The 15,088-nt window shown below is 36.6% G+C and carries 14 protein-coding genes; 7 read left to right on the forward strand and 7 right to left on the reverse strand.

Annotated features, from left to right (window positions below; genetic code table 11):
- Nucleotides 1–3 precede the first annotated feature (3 nt).
- On the reverse strand, nt 4–873 hold the full coding sequence (gene dapA, locus ACF3OB_RS09980; RefSeq protein ID WP_042345694.1) for a 4-hydroxy-tetrahydrodipicolinate synthase: 870 nt from the start codon (nt 871–873) through the stop codon (nt 4–6).
- A gap of 6 nt (nt 874–879) precedes the next feature.
- Entirely contained in the window at nt 880–1,395 is a 516-nt protein-coding gene (locus ACF3OB_RS09985) for a DUF6913 domain-containing protein (RefSeq protein ID WP_231549978.1), read from the reverse strand.
- Between the two features lie 49 nt (nt 1,396–1,444).
- On the opposite strand from ACF3OB_RS09985, the gene ACF3OB_RS09990 reads away from it, so the two are divergent.
- Nucleotides 1,445–2,248 carry a 5'-nucleotidase C-terminal domain-containing protein gene (locus tag ACF3OB_RS09990; RefSeq protein WP_231559940.1) on the forward strand — a complete coding sequence of 268 codons (804 nt, stop codon included), beginning with the start codon at nt 1,445–1,447 and terminating at the stop codon, nt 2,246–2,248.
- Nucleotides 2,249–2,284: 36 nt separating this feature from the next.
- Here ACF3OB_RS09990 and ACF3OB_RS09995 read toward each other — a convergent pair whose 3' ends face one another.
- Genes ACF3OB_RS09995 through ACF3OB_RS10015 form a run of 5 tightly spaced genes read right to left on the reverse strand, consistent with a single transcriptional unit; the run spans nt 2,285 to nt 7,762 of the window.
- Nucleotides 2,285–2,899, reverse strand: coding sequence for an IMPACT family protein (locus ACF3OB_RS09995; protein WP_392447602.1), 615 nt, complete (start codon nt 2,897–2,899; stop codon nt 2,285–2,287).
- The gene (gene ribD, locus ACF3OB_RS10000) at nt 2,896–3,945 is read right to left on the reverse strand and encodes a bifunctional diaminohydroxyphosphoribosylaminopyrimidine deaminase/5-amino-6-(5-phosphoribosylamino)uracil reductase RibD (RefSeq protein ID WP_042008111.1); all 1,050 of its coding nucleotides are present in this window, start codon (nt 3,943–3,945) and stop codon (nt 2,896–2,898) included. Before ribD ends, ACF3OB_RS09995 begins: the two co-directional genes overlap by 4 nt.
- 16 nt (nt 3,946–3,961) lie before the next feature.
- A complete protein-coding gene (radA, locus tag ACF3OB_RS10005) occupies nt 3,962–5,320 on the reverse strand; it encodes a DNA repair protein RadA (RefSeq protein ID WP_392447604.1) in 1,359 nt (452 codons plus the stop codon).
- On the reverse strand, nt 5,317–6,441 hold the full coding sequence (locus ACF3OB_RS10010; protein WP_042008037.1) for an alpha/beta hydrolase: 1,125 nt from the start codon (nt 6,439–6,441) through the stop codon (nt 5,317–5,319). Before ACF3OB_RS10010 ends, radA begins: the two co-directional genes overlap by 4 nt.
- Nucleotides 6,442–6,463: 22 nt before the next feature.
- Nucleotides 6,464–7,762: a hydroxymethylglutaryl-CoA reductase, degradative gene (locus ACF3OB_RS10015; protein WP_392447605.1), complete on the reverse strand. Its 1,299-nt coding sequence runs from the start codon at nt 7,760–7,762 to the stop codon at nt 6,464–6,466.
- A 172-nt stretch (nt 7,763–7,934) separates the two neighbouring features.
- Between ACF3OB_RS10015 and ACF3OB_RS10020 the strand changes: the two genes are divergently transcribed.
- The 6 genes from ACF3OB_RS10020 to ACF3OB_RS10045 all read left to right on the forward strand — a co-directional run bounded on the left by ACF3OB_RS10020 (nt 7,935) and on the right by ACF3OB_RS10045 (nt 15,016).
- Nucleotides 7,935–8,639, forward strand: coding sequence for a phosphoadenylyl-sulfate reductase (locus tag ACF3OB_RS10020; protein ID WP_119652220.1), 705 nt, complete (start codon nt 7,935–7,937; stop codon nt 8,637–8,639).
- Nucleotides 8,640–8,863: 224 nt separating this feature from the next.
- A complete protein-coding gene (gene cysD, locus ACF3OB_RS10025; protein WP_338121104.1) occupies nt 8,864–9,772 on the forward strand; it encodes a sulfate adenylyltransferase subunit CysD in 909 nt (302 codons plus the stop codon).
- A 206-nt stretch (nt 9,773–9,978) separates the two neighbouring features.
- On the forward strand, nt 9,979–11,034 hold the full coding sequence (locus ACF3OB_RS10030; RefSeq protein WP_392447606.1) for an acyl-CoA reductase: 1,056 nt from the start codon (nt 9,979–9,981) through the stop codon (nt 11,032–11,034).
- Between the two features lie 6 nt (nt 11,035–11,040).
- Nucleotides 11,041–12,102: a 3-phosphoserine/phosphohydroxythreonine transaminase gene (gene serC / locus ACF3OB_RS10035; protein WP_172914181.1), complete on the forward strand. Its 1,062-nt coding sequence runs from the start codon at nt 11,041–11,043 to the stop codon at nt 12,100–12,102.
- A gap of 158 nt (nt 12,103–12,260) precedes the next feature.
- Nucleotides 12,261–12,641 carry a helix-turn-helix domain-containing protein gene (locus ACF3OB_RS10040; protein ID WP_042008106.1) on the forward strand — a complete coding sequence of 127 codons (381 nt, stop codon included), beginning with the start codon at nt 12,261–12,263 and terminating at the stop codon, nt 12,639–12,641.
- Nucleotides 12,642–12,721: 80 nt separating this feature from the next.
- Entirely contained in the window at nt 12,722–15,016 is a 2,295-nt protein-coding gene (locus ACF3OB_RS10045) for a GH92 family glycosyl hydrolase (RefSeq protein WP_392447608.1), read from the forward strand.
- The last annotated feature ends 72 nt before the right edge of the window (nt 15,017–15,088 follow it).

Raw genomic sequence — 15,088 nt, forward strand, 5'->3', positions numbered from 1 at the left:
AAATTACTGTAAAGAAGCCTGAATTTCAGCCTTTAAACTATCAGAAGCCTCAACTAAAGGTAAGCGAACATGAGGTTTACACAATCCCTTAGATGCTAAATAGGCTTTTATACCTGCAGGATTTCCTTCTTTGAATGTTAAATGTATTTTTTCAATTAGTTTGTACTGCAACTCATTGGCTTTTTGAATGTTACCCGTTCTTCCGAAGCGAACCATATCTGAAAATTCTTTTGGAAATGCAATAGCTACCACCGAAATTACTCCGCTTCCTCCCATGTACACCGATGGTAACGTAGTCATGTCATCTCCCGATAGGAAAGTAAAATTGGTAAGTTTTTCGCGTAATATTTTCATACATAGCACTAAATCGCCTGAGGCTTCTTTCACAGCTACGATATTTTTAAACTCTTTTGCTAAACGAACAGTAACCTCCGCCGACATTGAAACACCTGTGCGTCCTGGAACATTATAGAGAATCAATGGGAGTGGAGCATTTTTTGCAATTTCAGCAAAGTGAGCGTACAGTCCATTCTGTGAGGGTTTGTTGTAATATGGCGTAACAGACAAAATAGCTACAAAATCGGAGAGGTCAGTTTCCTTTATTTGTTGTATAACCTCTTGGGTGTTATTTCCTCCGATACCAATTACCAAAGGAACTCGTTTTTTATTTGCCTCAATGATTGTTTTGCATACCAATTTTTTCTCTTCTTTGGTTAAAGTAGGAGCTTCACTGGTAGTTCCTAATGCCACGATGAACTCTACACCTCCATCAATTACATAGTCCACAATGTTAGCTAATGCTTCAGTATCTACTTTATTATCGGCTGTAAATGGAGTAATTAGAGCCACTCCTGTTCCTTTTAGTTGTTCCATGTCTGTTTATTTTAATATCGTTTCCAAAACTTTTTTAGTCTCTTCAATGAAGATATTTTCCTCTTCAAGTTTACAATTGATGATGATGTCATTGTAAGTCATATCAATACCTTGAAAACCAATTCGTAATTTTGCTTTGATAGATGACGAAAGCAATAACAGTGCGAGTTTAGGTTCATTGAAATAGTTTATCAGTACATCATACTCCTGCTCAGCAAGTCTGTCAGCATGATAGTTACGTATTTTCCCTTGCCAATTAATTTCTCTGTCCGTTAAAAAAGGAACTCCATTAGCATGGGTTTCGTCTGATTTTCGTTTATATCCTAAAAAAATATAATTTTCAGGGCGTACTCCATAGAATTTTGTCAATTGTAAAAGAGGGTCGATGTCCTTAATCACATCCATATCAATGAGGCATCCTATTTTCACGATTCCATTGTCAAACCTTGAAGAAAAGGATTTTAGCTCTTCTATGTTTCGCTGGATGCGTTTTTTTACGTAATATGTTTTTAGAAATTCCAAAATTATTTTATCTTTACGGTCTGAATGCAAATATAAAAAATAAAATATTATGAAAATATCATTTATGAAAAACTTATTCCAATATCAACGACTTTTTTTTGTTGGTTTTGCAACATTTTGTTTTTTATCGTCATGTGGTGATAAAAAACAGCAACTCACACACATTGAAGCAAAAAGCATTGAAATTGATAACCAAATTTCAGAAGATACTGAAATAGATAGTTTTATAAGTCCTTTTCGTAAACATATCCAAAAGGAAATGGCTGTTAAATTAGCTTATAACTTAGTTGCATTGGAGAAAGGAAAGGAAGAAAACGATGCCAATGCGGCGATTGCTAATTTTATGGCAGATGTTTCGTATGAAATGTTAAATCCAACTTATTTTAAAAGAACAGGCAAAAATATTGATTTTGTTCTTTTGAACTGGGGAGGTATTCGTTCCGATTTGCCTCAAGGGGAAGTTACCATTGGAACAGCTTATAGGTTGATGCCTTTTGAAAATAAGTTCGTGTGTTTGGAAATAAAAGGTAATAAGGTGCTTGAAATTGCAGAATATCTCCATAAAGGTAAACGACCACATCCTATTTCAAAGCAAGTGAATTTAAAAATGACTGATAAAGGCGATGTTAAGTTGTTTACTATCAATGGAAAACCTCTTGATTTGAACGCTACTTACATTGTTGCTACATCAGACTATCTGATGCATATGGGTGATGGGATGCTTTTTTTTCAAGATCCGGTGAGCGTTTACGAAACGGATTATGCAATCCGTAACGTACTTATTGACTATTTCACCAAAGTAGATACGCTTCATTTCACAAAAGACAATCGAGTAGAGCGAATTAAAGAATAGGGAAGAAGAGGAGATAAGAAAAGTTGAATTTTAAAATCATTTTCCTTCATTTTCAATAACTTGAACGCCATAAATGCTTTCAAAAATTGCTTTAATGTGATCCCATTCGCTGTCGCGTACTTCTATGAAAAGTCTGCAATCTAATCCAAGTTTTTGGTCAATTACTTCCAGATTTTTTTCTTTGACCACACGCATCACTTTGTTTATGTCTTTGTAATCAAAGACAATTTGAAGGGTTTGGGTCACGATTTTTTCGATGATTTCAGCTTCTTGTAAGGTCAATTGGGCTGATGTTTTGTAAGCCTGTACCAAGCCACCAACTCCCAATTTAATACCACCAAAGTAGCGTACCACAATGATGAGTACATTGGTAAGGTCAAAGGATTGTATTTGTCCATAGATAGGAATCCCAGCTGAGTTGTTGGGCTCACCGTCATCATTCGCTCGGTAGTGCTGTTGCGCTCCGTGTCCCAATTGCCATGCGTAGCACCAGTGTCGAGCAGAATGGTGTAGTTTCTTTACGGCTTCCAAATGACCCTTGACATCTTCTTCCGTTTGTATGGGAAAGGCATACCCTAAAAATTTACTACTTTTTTCCTTAAAAATTACTTCTTCTACAGGAGAAGCAATAGTTTTAAACACATCATTCATTGTTGTGAATTTTTGTAAATAAACAAGTGATCTTCTCCAAAGAGCATTGTTTTTTGCAGTGAAGCATCTTTCAACGCAGGAGCTTTGATACCATTTTTGAAAGTCGATTTTCCAATAAAAACAAAGGCTTCATCCCATAGTTTTGCATCTATAAACTGCTGCAGAACATTTCTACCACCCTCTACGATAAGACTTTGTATGCCTTTTTTGTAAAGTATTCTGCAAATTTGTTCAGCAATATTCTCCGAAAAACAGATATTTTCAAAAAACGTATTCTTAAATTTAGCGTTTTCTCTTTTTTCTGTAATGAAAATGGTGTCGGTTGATTCGTCCCAAACAGAAAATTTTTTGGGTGTTTTTAGTTCTCGGTCAATAATCACTCTAAGCGGATTTTTACCTTGCCAATGGCGAGTGTCTAGTTTTGGATTGTCGTGAAGAACAGTATTTGTTCCTACTAAAATAGCTTCCTCTTCACTGCGAATTTTGTGTGTGTATTGTCTTGAAAATAAGTTAGTTATCCAATGAGGGTTTACTTCCTTTTTTTGCTCAGGTGCAATGAACTTGTTAGAAGTTTCGGCCCATTTTAAAAAGATGTATGGGCGTTTTTTCTGATGGAAAGTGAAAAAACGTTTGTTAAGTTCTTGACATTCATCTTCTAAAACCCCTACAATAACTTCACAACCGGCTTCTTTCAGTTTTTTTATGCCATTACCACACACTTTAGCGAAGGGGTCAGTTGTTCCGATGACCACTTTGGGAATCCCGTGTTTAATAATAAGATCAGCACACGGAGGGGTTTTTCCAAAATGGCTACAAGGTTCCAAACTTACAAAAATGGTACTTTTTGAAAGTAGGTTCTTATTTTTGACTGAATCAATAGCATTTACTTCAGCGTGTGGTTTACCAGCTTTTTGATGCCATCCTTCGCCTAGGATGCTATCTTCAAAAACAACGACACTCCCTACCATTGGATTGGGGTAGGTAGCTCCTAATCCATTGTTAGCTAGTTGGATACATCGTTTCATGTACTTTTCGTAGTAGGTCATTTTTATTCTATGATTTTTATCCGAATAATTCTTGGATTGCATCTTCTATTTTGGCTACTTTTACGATGTTGATAGCCGTATTTTTCAAAGCCACTTTGCTATATTTTGATACAAAAATGGTGGTGAAACCTAATTTTTCCGCTTCGGTAATGCGTTGCTCCACACGCTGTACAGGTCGTATTTCCCCACCTAAGCCTACCTCTCCAGCAAAACAAATGTTTTTTTCAATAGCAATGTCTTCGTTGGAGGATAGAATCGCCATGGCTACTCCCAAGTCAGTAGCAGGGTCGTCAATATTAATCCCTCCAGTGATATTTAAAAACACGTCCTTAGCTCCCAATCGGAAACCTGCTCGTTTTTCTAGTACAGCCAGTAACATATTGAGGCGTTTAGCATTGAATCCTGTAGCACTTCGCTGTGGTGTTCCATAAACAGCAGTACTTACAAGTGCTTGAATTTCAATCATCAATGGACGCATTCCTTCCAAAGTAGCCGCAATTGCTGTTCCGCTAATGGTTTCCTCAGTTTTTGAAATCAAAATTTCTGAGGGATTGCTAACTTCTCGCAATCCGTTGCTCAACATTTCGTAAATTCCAAGTTCAGAGGTAGAACCAAAGCGGTTTTTCAGTGATCGCAGTATGCGATAAACATGATTTCGGTCGCCTTCGAATTGTAATACGGTGTCGACCATGTGTTCCAAAATTTTAGGACCTGCAATTTGCCCATCTTTGGTGATATGCCCGATAAGGATAACAGGTGTATGTGTAGTTTTTGCAAATTTTATCAACTCGGAAGCACATTCTCTGACTTGTGAGACACTCCCTGCCGAAGCCTCAATATAATCCGATTGCAAGGTTTGTATGGAGTCAATAATAACAATTTCAGGTTGTAACTCTTTGATTTGTTGGAATATATTCTGTGTTTTTGTTTCTGTGAGTATAAAACAATTATCCAATTTATGTACAATGCGATCGGCTCGCATTTTGATCTGTCTTTCGCTTTCTTCTCCCGAAACATAAAGCGTTTTGTAAGGCAGATTTAAGGCGGTTTGCAGTAGAAGTGTACTTTTTCCGATGCCAGGTTCGCCGCCCAATAAAGTTACGGATCCGGGAACAATGCCACCGCCCAGTACGTTGTTCAGTTCGTTATTATTGCTGTTGAGCCGAGTTTCTTCTTGCGTACTTATTTCAGAAATGGGAACATATTTAGGTGCTTTTTTGGATTTCGGAGTATCGTCCTGCCATGCTTTTTTTGTTTCTTTTTGGATGATTTCTTCAACAATAGTGTTCCACTGTTTACAAGCATAACACTGCCCCTGCCATTTGCTGTACTGAGTACCACAATTCTGACAAAAGTATGATGTTTTTATTTTCATTTTCTTAGCTTTACGATACGTTGGTCGATAATGTCCTTTTTTATGAAATCAATAGGAAGTTCAGTATATGCTTTTTGATAGGCACGTAATGCTCTCTTGTTATCCCCAGTATGCTCGTAGTATTCTCCTAAGAAGAAATTTGGCATAGCTGTTTTCTCATATCCATTATCTTTCACATAATCAGATAGTTTTATTAATGAATCCCAGTCTTCTTTTTCTATAATTACATCATAAGTTGCCATAATATCATTCAAAACAGGTGTTTTTTTGAACCCTAATTCCGATTCTATTTTTTTGTATTTATCCTCTAAATAGTAAAAAATATCTTCAGATAAAGGTTGTAAGTTTTCCTTGAACTCTTTAGCATCAATTGGTTTATAGGAGCTGAAAATCAGGTCGAAAGCTCTTGGTATTCCTGATAAAGCTACCGAGTGTAATGAAGTTTTTGGAAAATCGTCGAAAAATAATTTTACATCTTCAGTTGTTAGGTTATTAACAATTTGGCTATTCAAACTTTTTGTGTTAGTGTAGGCTGTTTCATGATCGTAGTTTGTTGTAGCAATGTAGTAGAAAACAGTTCTTTTAACAGCGTTGAGTTTATCCGAAATGGTTTCCGAAATAGCCGGTAATGTCTTGGGATTTAGACTGATAACGACGTTAAATAAAGGTTCTTTTCCTAAAAAGAAATAATTACTTACATAAGCACCTTCATCCTTGGCAATAATTCCTTTGAAGTTATTTACGCTATATTTTCCATGAATATAAGGAATGAGTTCTCCGCCCATAAAATCCAAAAAATTAGCTGATTGGCGAGTCAGTTCCCCGTTTTTTCCAGTTTTTACGTCCTCAAGAGTGTTGTAAACTCCAACGATGATGCATTTAGGCATATTTTCAAAATACTCATAGTAACGAGCGTTTGCAAGTACAGGCTCCATCAAAGAACCGGCGTTTAGCACTACTAATAGTGGATAAGCCTCTTTATCAGAATATTTTTCAGGTAGATAAATGGCTAATTTTCGTTTTTCACCCAATTTTCGTGACGAAAATTCTTCTGAAATAATTTGAGCATAGGCAGTTCCTAAAAAGAGAAATAGAAAGCCAAGAGAAAAGATTTTTTTCATATGTATTTACGTGTGTATAATATCATTTTGTTTGTTCAAAAATACGAACTACTTCGCTGTGTGTAACCGTTTTATCTTTGAAGTATTCGGTGATTTGTTCTTTTTGTCTGTCACTTGCTCCCAATTGGTTTAAAATGTTCATTAGATGCATCTTCATATGTCCTTTCTGAATTCCCAAAGTAATCAAAGAACTTACAGCTGCAAAATTTTGAGCCAAGCCAACGGTGGCTACAATTTGCATTAGTTCAGAGGCAGAGGGTTTTTCTAAAATTTGTAAGGCTGTTTTTACCAAAGGATGTAAGTTTGTTAGTCCACCTACTGTGCCCAAAGCCAACGGTACTTCGATTTCGAAATGAAAAATTTCATCTTTGATATGCGCTTTTGTCAAACTTTGGTATTTTCCTGAACGAGCGGCATAGGCATGAACTCCTGCCTCCACAGCCCTGAAATCATTCCCTGTGGCTAAAATGACAGCATCCATTCCGTTCATGATACCCTTGTTATGCGTAGTTGCTCGTCGTACTTCGGAATTAGCTATCGCGATGGCTCGTACAAATTTCTCAGCAAATTCCTTACCGCTCAATCCTGCAACAGCCAAATTCTCCACAGGCGAGGATGTACTTACTTTTACCAAACATTCGGGTACATAATTCGATAAAATTGACATTACGATTTCGTATTTCCCATCAATTTCAGGATGTTTTAAAGCTTCTTGACGAAATGTTTCTGCAAATTGTTCTAAGCACGAATTGATGAAATTTGCACCCATAGCATCCAGCGTTTCAAAGGAAGCAAACAATTGGTAGTAATTGGCTAATTCTGAGGTTTTATCCACCAAGCGAAGTGTTGAAATGCCTCCTCCTCTTTTTTCCATATTAGAGGTAATGTGTTTTGCATCAGTAAGCATTTTTGAGTGAATTTTCTCAAAAAAACACTCTAAATCAGCTTTTTTACCATAAAACATGAGATGTACTTGTCCATTTTTTTCTGTGGAAATGACTTCGGCTTTAAATCCTCCACGTGTTTCCCAGTATTTTGCAGCTCTACTTGCAGCCGCTACAATAGAGCTTTCTTCAATTGCCATTGGAATGGTGTAAGTTTTTCCATTGATAACAAAATTTGGAGCTACGGCAAACGGTAGGTAGAAATTCGTTACCGTATTCTCAATAAATTCATCGTGTAATTTTTGGAGAGTTTCATCGGCGTTGTGGTATTTTTTAAAATTAGAGAAAGCATCCTTATCATCAGGGAAATAAGTGTCGCAAAGCCATTGTATTTTTTGCTGTTTAGTCAGTTTGGAAAATCCTGAAATGTTTTTCATCGTTGTTTTAATTGTTAAATAAGCATAGGGTACAAAGATATGAATTTTTTTGTGTTTAAAATCAACATCTCACCAACATATTTTGAATGTTATTCAGATACAGTCTGTATAAGAAAATCATGTTTTTATTTTGGTAATAAATGTGTACTTTTGCTTCCGTTATACTATGTTTATGAAAGAACAAATAGATTTATATCTGAAAGAAATTGCTGATAAAAGCGAGATAGAAACCCTGCGTTATTTTGCTGGACAATTTCCTAATCAGGTCGTTTTCTCGACGAGTTTTGGTATGGAAGATCAAGTCATTACCGATTTGATACTCAAAAACCGCATACCTATCAATATTTTTACTCTTGACACAGGGCGTATGTTTGCAGAAACGTATGCCACTTGGGACAAAACAGCGATGGCTTACGACACAAAGATAACTCCTTATTATCCAAAAGCAGAATTTATTGAGAACTATGTAAAAACAAATGGTATAAACGCTTTTTATGAATCTGCTGAACTTCGAAAAGAATGCTGTTACATTCGCAAGGTGGAACCCTTAAAACGAGCATTAACAGGAAATAAAGTATGGATTACAGGGCTGAGGGCTGAACAATCTTCAAATCGAGAGCAAATGCCTATGGTTGAATGGGATGAAGGCAACCAGATTATCAAATTCCACCCAATTTTGCATTGGAAAACTACCGAAGTTTTGGATTTTTTAAGAGCTAACGGAGTGCCATACAATCCATTACACGATAGAGGTTTTATAAGCATAGGTTGCCAGCCTTGTACACGAGCTGTTAAGGACGGAGAAGACTTTCGTGCAGGTAGATGGTGGTGGGAGGACAAAAGTAAAAAAGAGTGTGGGTTGCATTCTACAAAGTAAAAGGATGACATCACAATACCTTTTTTTACAACCTCTTGTTTCTATGAAAAATGTAATGAAAAATGTATATTTGCAAAATATTTCAATTTGAAGTATGCGAATATGCTAACTAATCTCGAAATAGGTATTTTGATTTTTTTTGCTCGTATTCACCTGATGGAAGCATAAAAATTAATAATGTGTTTGTTTCCTCAGTTTGGTAAATTAAAAAAATAACAAATAATATTGAACATTCAGATATGGATTATTTAGAACAATTGGAGGCAGAAGCCATACATATATTCCGCGAGGTTGGTGGTCAGTTCGAGAAACCGGCGTTGCTTTTCAGTGGTGGGAAAGACTCCATCGTGTTGGTACACTTGGCTTTGAAGGCGTTTCGTCCGTGTAAGTTTCCGTTTCCGCTTGTGCATATCGATACGGGGCATAATTTCCAAGAAGCGTTGGATTTTCGTGATAATTTAGTGAAGAAACTCGGTGAGCGACTTATCGTCCGCAAGGTAGAAGACACCATTAAAGCAAAGGGCTTGACCGAACCTAAAGGAAAGTTTGCAAGTCGTAATGCCTTACAATCTTACACTTTGTTGGATACCATCGAAGAATTTGAGTTTGATGCTTGTATCGGTGGAGCAAGACGCGATGAGGAGAAAGCTCGTGCCAAGGAACGAATTTTTTCCGTGCGTGACGACTTTGGCGGTTGGGACCCGAAATTACAACGCCCCGAGCTTTGGCACACCTATAACGGAAAGATACACAAAGGCGAAAACGTGCGTGTGTTTCCTATTAGCAATTGGACGGAGTTGGACGTTTGGAACTACATTCGTCGTGAAAAAATAGAGCTACCGAGTGTGTATTTCTCGCACGAACGCGAAGTAATTGACCACAACGGACAGCTAATTGCTGTTTCGCCATATATTCAGATTGACGAAAATGACGTGATAGTAAAACGCAAAGTACGTTACCGAACCGTTGGGGATATGACCTGTACGGCAGCGGTAGAGTCCGAAGCCTATCAGATTGATGATATTATCAACGAAATTACCGCCACCCGAACCAGTGAGCGAGGAGAAACCCGAATTGACGACCGCATCTCCGAAGCTGCAATGGAAGACAGAAAAAAAAGCGGATATTTTTAAGATAAAATCAGAAAGTTGTATTCTTAAAAAAATATATCGCAGAGATAAAAGAATTATTCTTTTTACATAAATTAAAACATTTCATTCAAAAAGGAAAAATTAAGTATTAAGAAAAAAAGCGTGTATATTTTAAAAATATTAAATTCTTTTACTTTTATAGAGTAAATGTAATAAAAATGTCCGAAAAGGAATGTTAAAACCACTTTATGAAAAATAAAATAGATAGTTTTGTTGTTTTAGGGCAGTTTTTGGAGCAGTTTTCGGTTTTTCCGTATGTAAAAAACGTTTCTTTGCCTCAGAATGAAGTCTTTTTTGATGGTTTTGTTGAGGTTTTAGGATTGGCTGAGCAACAAAACGGTTGGTTTACTTCTGAAAATTTGCGTTTTGCTTGTAAATCTTGGGCGGAAGCCTTGCAACGGAACAATATAGAACGTTGGCTATCAAACTACACCTTTGATGGAATTACTCCTAAAGATATAGCCATCATTATGGCGGGAAACATTCCTTTGGTGGGGTTTCATGATTTTTTATGTGTACTAATTTCAGGACATCGTGCTGTGGTCAAACTATCTTCGGATGACCAAGTGCTACTTCCTTTTTTAGCGAATTACCTTCAACATATAGAACCGAGTTGGCGTGGAAAATTTGAGTTCACAAATGAACGAATGACCCACTTTGATGCTGTCATTGCTACAGGAAGTGATAATTCTGCTCGATATTTTGAGTATTATTTCGGAAATAAGCCTCATATTATTCGAAAAAATAGAAATTCGATAGCTGTTTTAACAGGAAAAGAGACTCAGGAGCAGCTTTTTCAGTTAGGAAAGGATATTTTTACGTATTTTGGATTGGGCTGTAGAAGTGTTTCTAAGATTTTTATTCCTGAAAATTATGATTTAGATATCTTTTTCAAGGCAATTTTCCCTTATAGTGACATCATCAATGGGCAGAAATATGCTAACAATTATGACTATAACAAGGCTGTTTATTTGATGAGTTTGTACAAACTTCGTGAAAACGGCTTTTTGATTTTGAAAGAAGATGAGCGATATGCTTCTCCTATAGCAACACTTTTTTACGAATACTATACCGATATTAACAATTTGAAAAATAAATTGCTAACCGAATTTGATAAAATTCAATGTGTTGTCTCAGATGGATTCTTGCACAATGAAATTCATTTTGGAGAAACCCAACAACCAGCATTGTGGGATTATGCTGATGGAGTGGACACGGTTGCATTTTTAACGAATATACCATAGAAACGAATGAAAAAACATAATTTTAGTGCTGGGCCTTCTATCTTGCCTCAAACTGTTTTTGAAAAGGCTTCACAAGCAGTAATTGATTTCGAAAATACGGGACTCTCTATCTTAGAGATTTCCCACCGAAGTTCTGAATTTCTGAATGTTATTGAACGAGCCAGAGCTTTGGCTTTGGAATTGGCCGGATTGGATGATTCGTATGAAGCGTTGTTTTTGCACGGAGGAGCGAGTACTCAATTTTTGTCAGTTCCGTATAATTTGTTAGAAAATAAAGCTGCTTATATTGACACAGGAACGTGGGCAAATAAAGCTTTAAAAGAAGCTCAATTGTTTGGAAAAGTAGAGGTTATTGCTTCCTCTAAAGATACTGGTTATCGACATATTCCAAAGGAATATTCAATTCCTAAAGATATTGATTATTTACATATTACAACCAATAATACCATTTACGGGACGCAGTACCACAGTTTGCCTACAACGGAAGTCCCCTTAGTGGCAGACGCAAGTTCGGATATTTTTTCAAGAACAATGGATTACTCAAAGTTCAGTGTCATTTACGCTGGTTCTCAGAAAAATATAGGTCCATCAGGTAGTACACTTGTGTTAATCAAGAAAGACGTTTTAGGCAAAGTATCTCGAAAAATTCCGTCAATTTTGAGTTATGAAAATCAAATTGGAAATGAGAGTATGTTCAATACCCCAACTACGTTCTCAATATACGTGAATTTGTTGGTTTTAGAGTGGATTCAGGCAAAGGGTGGACTACAAGGAATGGAAAAATTGAATCAAGTTAAGGCTGAATTGATTTATAATGAGATAGATAGAAATCCTTTGGTGTTAGGGTACGCTAATACAGAGGATCGTTCTTTGATGAATGTTGTGTTTAATTTGAAAGATACATCTGCAGAAATATTATTTGATGCACTTTGTGAAGAAGCAGGAATTAGCGGGATTAAAGGACACCGAAGTGTGGGAGGTTATCGAGCATCTATCTACAACGCAATGCCTTTAGAGAGTGTACAACTGTTAGTGGAAGTCCTCCAGTTACTTGAAAGAAAAAGCTGAAGGTAAAGGATTACATTAACTTTATCATCTCTCTCTATATAGTATCATTAATCCTTAGTCCTATCAGCTTTTCGAGGGTGCAAAAATAAATATTTTTTTGGAATGCCCAAAAATGTTTTTATATTTGTATGTTTAAAACGTATAATAATATGCAAAATATGTATAAAATAGGGGTAAACATTCGTAAAGTAAGAGAACTACGGGGGTATTCACAAGAATATGTGGCAAATAAACTAAATATCAGTCAAGCGTCCTATGCACGAATGGAAAGTGAAGATACTAAGATTACAGTGGATAGGTTATTTCAGATAGCCAAAATTTTAGAAACAAATGTGAGTGATTTCTTTGATAACAGCGGAATAAACATTCATTCACAGGTCTATAACGGTGAAGCCTATTGCAATGGATATATACAAAATTTGGTTGTAGAAAATAAAGATACGGTTAATAAATTAATTGAACTATATAAAGCACAGCTACAGGATAAAGATAATCAAATTCAGTATTTAAAAAGTCTTTTGGCTCAATTTACCCCCTGAAATATTGCTATTTTTTTGACAGTTTTCGAGCCAAAAGAAGTCAAAAAATATATCAACCGACCTAAAAAATATATAAATCTATGAAAATCAGACTTTTATTTTTGTTATCTTCTTTTTTTCTCTATGGATGTCACCACCAAGAGAAACCTATTTTGGAGGAGCAGACTCCACTGATTGACTATGTGAATCCTTTGATGGGAACAGATTCAAAGTTCGAGCTTTCCAATGGAAATACGTATCCAGCCATAGCTTTACCTTGGGGAATGAATTTTTGGACACCTCAAACCAATAAAATGGGTGACGGATGGACGTATCAGTACCAAGCCAACAAAATTCGAGGATTTAAACAAACCCATCAGCCCAGTCCGTGGATTAACGATTATGGGGCTTTTGCGTTGATGCCCATAGTAGGCGATTTAAAAATTGAAGAAAATGAGCGAGCTTCTTGGTTTTCGCATAAGGCAGAGATCGTTAAACCGCATTGCTATAAGGTGTATTTAGCTGATTATGACACTACTGTTGAAATCACCCCAACCGAAAGGGCTGCTCAATTTCGATTTACATTCCCTGAAACGCAACAGGCTTACGTACTTTTAGATGCTTATTTCAAGGGGTCGATGGTGAAAATTATCCCCGAAGAACGAAAAATTATCGGTTATGCCCGCAATCATAACGGAGGCGTTCCTGATAATTTTCATAATTATTTCGTAGCAGAGTTTGATACTGATTTTGAAGATGTTAGTGTTTGGGGTGACCAATGGAAATTCTTAGAAAACAGCACGGAAAGTAAAGGAAATCACGTGGGAGCCATCGTGAAATTTGCTACCAAACGCGGACAAGAAGTGCGAGTGAAAGTGGCCTCATCGTTTATCAGTTGGGAGCAGGCTGAGCACAATTTGAAAACCGAAATAGGCACTGATTCCTTTGAGCAAACCAAAAATAAAGCACTCAATCGTTGGGAAGAAGAGCTTGCAAAAATACGTGTCAAAGATAGCAATATTGATAATATACGAACATTCTATTCATGCCTCTATCGTGTGTTACTTTTTCCCCGAACGTTCTATGAATTGGACGAAAAAGGCGAAATTGTACATTACAGTCCCTACAACGGAAAGATCGAGAAGGGTTATATGTTCACTGACAATGGTTTTTGGGATACATTTCGAGCTGTTTTTCCGTTCTTTAATCTGATGTATCCAGAGATGAATCAGAAATTTATGAAGGGATTGGTAAATACCTATTTAGAGTCAGGTTGGTTACCCGAATGGGCGAGTCCGGGGCATCGTGATTGCATGATTGGGTCAAATTCAGCTCCTATCATAGCTGATGCTTTTCTAAAAGGAAATATTTCCAATGAAGATGCCGAAATTTTGCTTGAAGCCATGTTGAAAAACGCTACTCAAAACGAAGGACGACCTGTCAAATCCGTGGGGCGTGAGGGTGTTGATTTCTATAATAAATTAGGATATGTTCCTTACAATGTGGGTATTAATGAAAATGTAGCTCGTACTTTGGAGTATGCCTATGCTGATTTTACCATTTACCAAATGGCTAAAGCGATGGGTAAAAACGACATCGCTCAGACTTACAAACAAAAATCGTTGAATTATCACCATATGTTTGACAAAGAAAGTGGTTGGATGCGAGGAAAAAACGAAGATGGGACATTTCAATCACCTTTCAATCCACTGAAATGGGGTGATGCTTTCACCGAGGGTAATAGTTTGCACTACACTTGGTCAGTTTTCCATGACATTCAAGGATTAGCCAATTTGATGGGTGGAGATGTTGCCTTTGAGAAAAAATTAGATAAGGTTTTTGAAATGCCACCTCTGTTCGATCACTCGTATTATGGATTTACTATTCACGAAATCAGAGAGATGCAGATTATGGATATGGGCAATTATGCACATGGTAACCAACCGATTCAACATATGATTTATTTGTACAACTACGTTGGTAAGCCTCATAAAACCCAAGAGAAAATTCGTGAGGTAATGACCAAACTTTATGCTCCTACCCCCGATGGATATTGCGGAGATGAGGATAATGGACAAACATCGGCTTGGTATGTGTTCAGTGCGTTAGGATTCTATCCTGTGACTCCTGCCACTGATGAGTATATTATCGGAAGTCCAATTTTTGAGAAAGTAACAGTACAACTTCCAAATGATAAAAAGCTCATCATCAATGGTGTTAAAAACTCTTTGGAAAACAAATATATTGACCATGTCGTATTAAATGGAAAAACTTGGGATAAACCTTACATTCCTTTTGAGTTTTTCAAATCCAATGGACGTATTGATTTCCATATGACCCATATGCCGTCAGATAGTGGTATTGCAGGAGAAAAACCGTATTCAATTAGCAAGTGAAAATTGATAATTATTTTGAAAATTAGGTACTTTTATGATGAGATATCTATTTTAAAAATCATGTGAATATCT

Source organism: Capnocytophaga canis, assembly GCF_043187445.1.
Lineage (GTDB): Bacteria > Bacteroidota > Bacteroidia > Flavobacteriales > Flavobacteriaceae > Capnocytophaga > Capnocytophaga canis.

Excerpts from the sequence above, each read along its gene's own strand:
- dapA (WP_042345694.1), bottom strand. The coding sequence starts at position 873 with ATGGAACAACTAAAAGGAACAGGAGTGGCTCTAATTACTCCATTTACA.
- ACF3OB_RS09990 (WP_231559940.1), top strand. The coding sequence starts at position 1,445 with ATGAAAATATCATTTATGAAAAACTTATTCCAATATCAACGACTTTTT.
- ACF3OB_RS09995 (WP_392447602.1), bottom strand. The coding sequence starts at position 2,899 with ATGAATGATGTGTTTAAAACTATTGCTTCTCCTGTAGAAGAAGTAATT.
- ribD (WP_042008111.1), bottom strand. The coding sequence starts at position 3,945 with ATGACCTACTACGAAAAGTACATGAAACGATGTATCCAACTAGCTAAC.
- radA (WP_392447604.1), bottom strand. The coding sequence starts at position 5,320 with ATGAAAATAAAAACATCATACTTTTGTCAGAATTGTGGTACTCAGTAC.
- ACF3OB_RS10010 (WP_042008037.1), bottom strand. The coding sequence starts at position 6,441 with ATGAAAAAAATCTTTTCTCTTGGCTTTCTATTTCTCTTTTTAGGAACT.
- ACF3OB_RS10015 (WP_392447605.1), bottom strand. The coding sequence starts at position 7,762 with ATGAAAAACATTTCAGGATTTTCCAAACTGACTAAACAGCAAAAAATA.
- ACF3OB_RS10020 (WP_119652220.1), top strand. The coding sequence starts at position 7,935 with ATGAAAGAACAAATAGATTTATATCTGAAAGAAATTGCTGATAAAAGC.
- ACF3OB_RS10030 (WP_392447606.1), top strand. The coding sequence starts at position 9,979 with ATGAAAAATAAAATAGATAGTTTTGTTGTTTTAGGGCAGTTTTTGGAG.
- serC (WP_172914181.1), top strand. The coding sequence starts at position 11,041 with ATGAAAAAACATAATTTTAGTGCTGGGCCTTCTATCTTGCCTCAAACT.
- ACF3OB_RS10040 (WP_042008106.1), top strand. The coding sequence starts at position 12,261 with ATGTATAAAATAGGGGTAAACATTCGTAAAGTAAGAGAACTACGGGGG.
- ACF3OB_RS10045 (WP_392447608.1), top strand. The coding sequence starts at position 12,722 with ATGAAAATCAGACTTTTATTTTTGTTATCTTCTTTTTTTCTCTATGGA.